The sequence below is a fragment of the bacterium genome, from assembly GCA_030654305.1.
GTDB lineage: Bacteria > Krumholzibacteriota > Krumholzibacteriia > LZORAL124-64-63 > LZORAL124-64-63 > PNOJ01.
Map to the genome: position 1 here is coordinate 1 of JAURXS010000291.1, position 5,191 is coordinate 5,191.

Below are 5,191 nucleotides of genomic sequence, written 5' to 3' on the forward strand. Positions count from 1 at the left end.
TTACCATCGAGCAAAACATTGCCTGTTATCACAAGTATATGTGACAAAGTCACGGCCGCGCGCTTCCGGCGCCCCTAGCGTGGTGATGGAGCATCGCCCGCTCGAACGTCGGGAGACCTTCATGACGAGATTCGCGGACACCCCGGATCACGACCACCTACCCGGGGGCCGGTGACATGGGCCGACGCGTCGCGCTGACGGCCTTCGTCGCCGCGGTGACCGCGGCCGCCTGGGCCACGCCGGCCGACGCGCTGCCGCGCTACTCGGCTCGCTACGGCCAGTCCTGCCTGCTGTGCCATGAGAATCCCACCGGCGGCGGCATGCGCAGCGCCTACGCTGCCGAGTACCTGATCCCGGAAGAGCTTGCCGCGCCGTCCTCGCCCGAGGCGCGGTTCTCGCCGGAGATCGGCGAACGTGTCGCCGTCGGTGCGGATCTCAGGACGCTGCTGTACGAGAGCGACGGGAGCCGCGACGGCGTGCTCGCGATGCAGGCCGACGTCTACCTGTCGGTGCACATGGACGACCGCACCTCGGTGTACGTCGAGCGCGGCCGCGGCGGCCAGGGCGAGGCCTTCGGCACCGCCCGCCTCCTGCCGGCCGACGGCTACCTGAAGGCCGGGCGCTTCCTGCCCGCCTACGGCTGGCGGTTCGCCGACCACCAGCTCCCCGCGCGACGCTACCTGTTCCATCCCGAGGGCAACGACCGCACTGCGCTGCTGCTCGACGACGGCCTCGAACTGGGCCTGGCTCCGGAGCCCTTCGAGGTGACGATCTCCTACCTCGCCGGCCCGACCGGGGAGGGCGGCAGCTACGCCGGACGCGTGGCGGCGCGCCGCTCGCTCGGGGACCTGAACCTGGCGTTGGGCGCCTCGGTCTGGCGCGCGCGGCGGAGCGGCGGCCACGACCGCGTCGCCGGCGGCTTCGGCTACGCGGCGGCCGGCCCGGTCAGCTGGGTCTGGCAGCTCGACGAGACGCGCGTCGGCGGCGACCTGGGACGCCTGATCACCCACGAGCTGGCCGTGCGCGTGCGGCGGGGCTGGGACCTGCGCGCCACCTACGGCTTCCAGGACCCCGATCGCGCGCTGGCCGATGGCTCCCGCACGTCGTGGAGCCTCGGCGTGGACGCCCTGCTGGGGCCCCATCTCGGCGCCATGCTGGTGGCGCGGCGCGAGGTGAACGACCCGGGGCCGCGGTCGCCCGAACCCGACGCGACCCGCGGCGAGCTCGTCCTGCACGTCCTGTTCTGATTCGCGCACCCGGACCATCGGGAGGGAACATGATCGGACGCACCTTCATCCTCGCCGCCTTGTCCGCCATCTTGCCGGCCGCTTTCCTCGCCGTATCCGCCCGGGGCGCGGACTACGTCCTGACGCCCGGCACCGGCTCCACCGTGAGCTTCGAGTCGAAGGCGCCCCTGGAATCGTTCGGGGGGGAAACGCGAGGCGTCGCGGGGCGCATCAGCGCGGACCTGGACGAGCTCGCCGGCGAGATCGTCGTGACGGTGGAAGTGGACCTCGCCTCCCTGGACACCGGGATCGGCCTGCGCAACCGGCACCTGCGCGAGAACCACCTCGAGACCGACCGCTACCCGCGAGCGACGTTCCGCGGCGCGCGCATCGTCGAGGCCGCGCCGGCCGCGCTGGCGCCGGGCGGCGCCTGCGACGTCGTCGTCGAGGGCGAACTCGATCTGCATGGCGTCGTGAAGCCGCTGACCTGCCACGCCCGGCTGGAGCTGTCGCGCGACGGCGTGCTGACGATCGCGGCGGATTTCCCGGTGCGCCTCTCCGACCACGCGATCGCGCGCCCCGGTTTCCTGACCATGAAGCTGGCGGACGAGCAGCGCGTCCGTCTGCGCCTCGAGGCCCGGCCCGCCGGCGGAGGCGCGCCGTGACCGCCGGCGCCGCCCGCCTGCTCCTCGCCGCCGCCGGTTCGGCGCTCCTCGTCGGGTGCGCCGACGAGGGCGCCGTTCCCCTCTCCCCCGGCGGCGGCGACGACGTTTTCTACTCCCGCGACATCCAGCCGCTGTGGGACCGCGACTGCACGGGCTGCCATGCCGCCGGCGGCGTGGCCGGGCTCGATCTGAGCGCCGACCACAGCCGCGCAGGCCTGGTGGGCGTGCCGTCCACCGGGTACGCGGCGGTCCGCGTGGCGCCCGGCGATCCCACCGCCTCGGTGCTCTACGGGAAGCTCGCGGACACCGGCCAGTACGGTGGACCGATGCCGGACGGCGGACCCGCCTTCACCGCGGCCGAACTCGAACTCGTGCGCCGCTGGATCGTCGACGGTGCGCGCGACGACTAGGAACACAAGTCGACTCGGGACGCGCGGGGCGCCGCCGACCGCCCGACGTCACGGCGAAAGCCCGCCGCGAACCCACGCCGAAATCTTCCACACCGCCGCCGCCGCCAGGCAGGCCACGAACACGCGGCGTCCGGCCCGCCAGCACGCGCGGACCCGGCGCGTGCGGAGCGGCGCCTCCGCGGGGAGCGCGCGCGACAGCGACGGCACGCCCAACGCGTCGCAGAGCAGCCAATAGGCGTCGGTGCGAGCGAAGGGCAGCGCGTTCCAGGCGATCGCGGTCGCGATGGCGCCGCCGGCCCACATCAGCTCCGGCCGGCTCCAGATCCGTCCCGCACAGAGCGCCAGTCCACCCAGCGGCCACTGCGCGGCGACGCCGGCGACGTCCACCCGCAGGCGGTCGCGCGGCGGCAGGAGCGCCGCCTCGGTCACGTCGCACCACAGCACGGGCACCACCCACAGCACCCCGGCCCCGATGGCGCCCGCACGACCGCCGCCCCGGTGCAGCGCCGCCGCGTGCCCCAGCTCGTGCGCCGCGGCGGCCAGCCCGACCACCGCCGCGGCGAGTAGCGCCCGCGACCAAGCAAACGGCGCGGTGGCGACGATGCTCCCCGGCAGGACCGCCGCCAAGACGCAGAGGCCCAGGCCGGCGGCGGCGGCCGCGGCCAGCGTCTGCCATCCGGTCGCCGGCGCCAGCAGGTCGGCCAGCGCCTGCACGGCCCGGGCGGGCAGCAGCGTCAGGCGCAGGCGGGAGCGGCGCGGGTGCGGCGCGGCGTCGAGCCGCGCGCGCAGACGGTCGGGATCGCCGCCGTCGCGCATGCTCAGCGCCAGTTCCGCTGGCAGGGTGAAACGGCGGCCGCCACGGCGCAGGAGCCAGCGCCCGTCGGGCAAGGCTTCGAACTCGCCGTCGGCGCTCATCCGGCCGCGACCAGGTCGGCCAGCCCCAGCGTCGCGAGGCGCCGGGCGTGGCCGTCCACCCAGCGTCGCCCGCAGAGGGCGCGCAGCTCGGTGAGCGTCGGCGCGGCGGCGCGCAGCAGGTCGAGGGCGGCGTCGCGCAATCCGTCGGCGGCGTAGAAGGCCTCACCGTGCGTGTCGGCGAGGATGTCCGGTTCCCACACCTCCACGCCGGGTCGCAGGACGAGACGCACGCGGTCCGGGTCGCGCGCGACCGCCGTCCGGAACTCGTCGTCGCGCCGCCGCAACTCCCGCGCGTCGACGGCGAGACGGTCGCGCGCGAAACAGGCGCTCGCGGCGCCCAGCATGCCCCAGGCCGACCACTGCTCCGGCGAGCGCCGCACTTCGGCGAAGAGCCAGTCGTGGAGACGGCGCGTGATCGTGGCCGGATCGGCGTCCGCGGGCCACGGCGGCGGCGCGCCGCCCTCCCAGTGCAGCGACCCGTCCGGCCGCCAGCGCACGGTCAGGGTGTGGACGGGGCAGCCCACGTGGCCCAGCAGCCGCCCCAACCCGGTGCGCACGCGCAGGTCACGCCCGGGCAACCGATAGGTCAGGCCCCGGTCGCGCGTGGCCGCCATGCCGCCCTCGCCGCTGTTGCCGTCCAGGAAAACCAATACCGGGCGACCGGCCCGCAGGCAGCGCAGCATCCTGCCCGCGAACGCCGGCCGGTCCGTCACCAGCCACTCGGGCTCGCCGGACAGGCCCAGCGCCTGCCGTTGACGGTCGGCGTCGGCGCGCAGGCGGTCGTGGGCCGCGCGGTCCAGCAGGACGACCGGCGACAGCCCGAGGTCCAGGTAGAGGCCGGGGATCAGCGAGTACGGTCCCAGGTGCAACCCGAGCACCAGGCCGTCGTGCAGTTCGCGGTGAGCGGACAGGAACGCGCGGGCGTCGCCCCGCAGGCGGCGGTGGTCCCCCGAACCGTCGCGCAGGACGCGGCGCGCATGGTCGGCGCAAGTTCGCCTCCCGGCTTCCAGGGCGGCCAGGGTCGCGGCATCGGCTTCCGGCACGAGGGCCCGGAGGTTCCACAGCTCCCAGCGGCGGCGCGATGAGGGGCTGAGCGCAGTCGGCATGCGGTGTCCTCCCGGAACGGGACCAGGGCGGCCCGTCCGCCGTCGGCCGCGGCGGACGGGCCCGTGTCGGCGGCGACCCGAAACCCGAGGCGCGGATCTCAGGGACCCCAGACGGCGTCGTCGACGGCTTCGGGGTACTTCTCCAGCTTGCACTGGCAGAAGTTGTTGCAGCAGCCGCCGTCGCCCACGTCGTCGCCGAGCAGTGGGCTGGTTTCGAGGCGCTCCTCGAGCTCCTCGATCCCGAGTCGGGCGAGCGTCGTGGGGATCTCGCGGTTCTTCGTGTCGGTCATCATCACCTCCCTCGTGGTCGCATCCCGTCGTGTTCGATCGCGACGGACGGCCCGAGGCAAGCGCGGCACCAGCTTGCGGCGCGTCTGCGGATCGGCGGCGGACGGCGCCGCGGGCCGGGTTCGGGCCGCAATCGTCCCGCGAACCGGCCCGCGCGGAACGACCGCGGCGGCGGACAAGGCGGCCCGCGCCCGTCAACGAACGGGGACGCCGCTCCTGGTTTAGGGACGGCGGGTGACGCCCGCGCCCGGGACTGCTATATTGCGGCCGCCCGCCCCGGCAAGCCCGTCGACGAGGAGTACCTGCGTGCGGCTGCACCGACATCTGGGCCTGATGTACGGCATCCTCGTGGCGCTGATCGTCGTGATCGGGGCGTGGTGGGTCTATTACCTGACCCGCGAGGGCCACCACTACGAGAGCTTCCAGCTCCAGCGCTACCGCACCGACCAGATGCACGCGGTCTACATCCTCGAGACGGTGCCCGAGGCGCGGGACGACCCGACCGCCATGCTCGGCAAGGCCTTCCCCCACCTCCACTTCCACAAGACGGACCAGGGCTGGGAGGTGGGGATCGATCCCGT

Annotated in this window: 7 protein-coding genes; 4 read left to right on the top strand and 3 right to left on the bottom strand. The window is 74.4% G+C overall.

The window, feature by feature from the left end; translation table 11 throughout:
• Nucleotides 1-176: 176 nt before the first annotated feature.
• The 3 genes from Q7W29_08280 to Q7W29_08290 are packed head-to-tail and all read left to right on the top strand — an operon-like array spanning nucleotide 177 to nucleotide 2,301.
• Complete coding sequence (locus Q7W29_08280; GenBank protein MDO9171814.1) at nucleotides 177-1,247, top strand: hypothetical protein; 1,071 nt, start codon at nucleotides 177-179, stop codon at nucleotides 1,245-1,247.
• A 29-nt stretch (nucleotides 1,248-1,276) separates the two neighbouring features.
• Complete coding sequence (locus Q7W29_08285) at nucleotides 1,277-1,891, top strand: YceI family protein (protein MDO9171815.1); 615 nt, start codon at nucleotides 1,277-1,279, stop codon at nucleotides 1,889-1,891.
• On the top strand, nucleotides 1,888-2,301 hold the full coding sequence (locus Q7W29_08290; protein MDO9171816.1) for a hypothetical protein: 414 nt from the start codon (nucleotides 1,888-1,890) through the stop codon (nucleotides 2,299-2,301). The genes Q7W29_08285 and Q7W29_08290 overlap by 4 nt, the downstream gene beginning before the upstream one ends.
• Nucleotides 2,302-2,349: 48 nt before the next feature.
• Here Q7W29_08290 and Q7W29_08295 read toward each other — a convergent pair whose 3' ends face one another.
• The 3 genes from Q7W29_08295 to Q7W29_08305 all read right to left on the bottom strand — a co-directional run bounded on the left by Q7W29_08295 (nucleotide 2,350) and on the right by Q7W29_08305 (nucleotide 4,612).
• Complete coding sequence (locus Q7W29_08295; protein MDO9171817.1) at nucleotides 2,350-3,216, bottom strand: hypothetical protein; 867 nt, start codon at nucleotides 3,214-3,216, stop codon at nucleotides 2,350-2,352.
• Complete coding sequence (locus Q7W29_08300; protein ID MDO9171818.1) at nucleotides 3,213-4,322, bottom strand: hypothetical protein; 1,110 nt, start codon at nucleotides 4,320-4,322, stop codon at nucleotides 3,213-3,215. The genes Q7W29_08295 and Q7W29_08300 overlap by 4 nt, the downstream gene beginning before the upstream one ends.
• A gap of 98 nt (nucleotides 4,323-4,420) precedes the next feature.
• Nucleotides 4,421-4,612, bottom strand: a complete 192-nt coding sequence (locus Q7W29_08305; protein ID MDO9171819.1) for a hypothetical protein — start codon at nucleotides 4,610-4,612, stop codon at nucleotides 4,421-4,423.
• A 304-nt stretch (nucleotides 4,613-4,916) separates the two neighbouring features.
• On the opposite strand from Q7W29_08305, the gene Q7W29_08310 reads away from it, so the two are divergent.
• Nucleotides 4,917-5,191, top strand: a 275-nt coding sequence (locus tag Q7W29_08310) for a hypothetical protein (GenBank protein ID MDO9171820.1), incomplete at its 3' end; no start/stop codon positions are given.